Annotated in this window: 1 pseudogene; it reads right to left on the reverse strand. The window is 60.4% G+C overall.

The window, feature by feature from the left end:
* A pseudogene (locus IOC61_RS08515) lies at positions 1-753 on the reverse strand (hypothetical protein); the annotation flags it as partial.

Below are 753 nucleotides of genomic sequence, written 5' to 3' on the forward strand. Positions count from 1 at the left end.
GTTGGTGTTGAGTGTGCTGTTGCCAGTGGTCACGCTATCGGCTTTCACGCTATCGACGGTAATGTCGTCGTTCAACGCCACCTGAACATTGGCATCATCGTCGACGCCGGACTCGGTCACGGTCACGTTGCTATCACCCTCGAACGTCACCTTGCCGTTCGGGCCGATGTTGTGACTATTGCCGTTGGTGTCGGCCACGTTCCAGCCGGTATTGGCAGTGGTATTAGCCGAGCGGATGGCGTCATCGATGGTGCTCTCGCCAGTACCGCCCACGTCACTCATGGTGAAGTCGTTGCCGGTGTAATCGGCATCGCCACCCAGCACGTTGCTGGCCAAGCTGTCGCCCGCTGCCTGCAGCTGGCTGCCGTTGATGGCATCGCTGCTGCTGCTGTTGATGGCGCCATCGGCCACGCCGGTGACCGTGTTACCGGCCGCATCGATGCCACTGGTGGTGATACTCGGGCCACCGGCGATGATCATGCCGTCGGCGCCATACTCGGTGCTGTTGGTGCCGTCGGTGACGCTGGTGCCGGTTGCAGTCACTTCGGTGACATTGCTGCCGTCGGTGACTGTCAGGCCATTGGTGTTGAGTGTGCTGTTGCCAGTGGTCACGCTATCGGCTTTCACGCTATCGACGGTAATGTCGTCGTTCAACGCCACCTGAACCTTGGCATCATCGTCGACGCCGGACTCGGTCACGGTCACGTTGCTATCACCCTCGAACGTCACCTTGCCGTTCGGGCCGATGTTGTG

Source organism: Halomonas sp. KAO (assembly GCF_015595025.1).
GTDB lineage: Bacteria > Pseudomonadota > Gammaproteobacteria > Pseudomonadales > Halomonadaceae > Halomonas.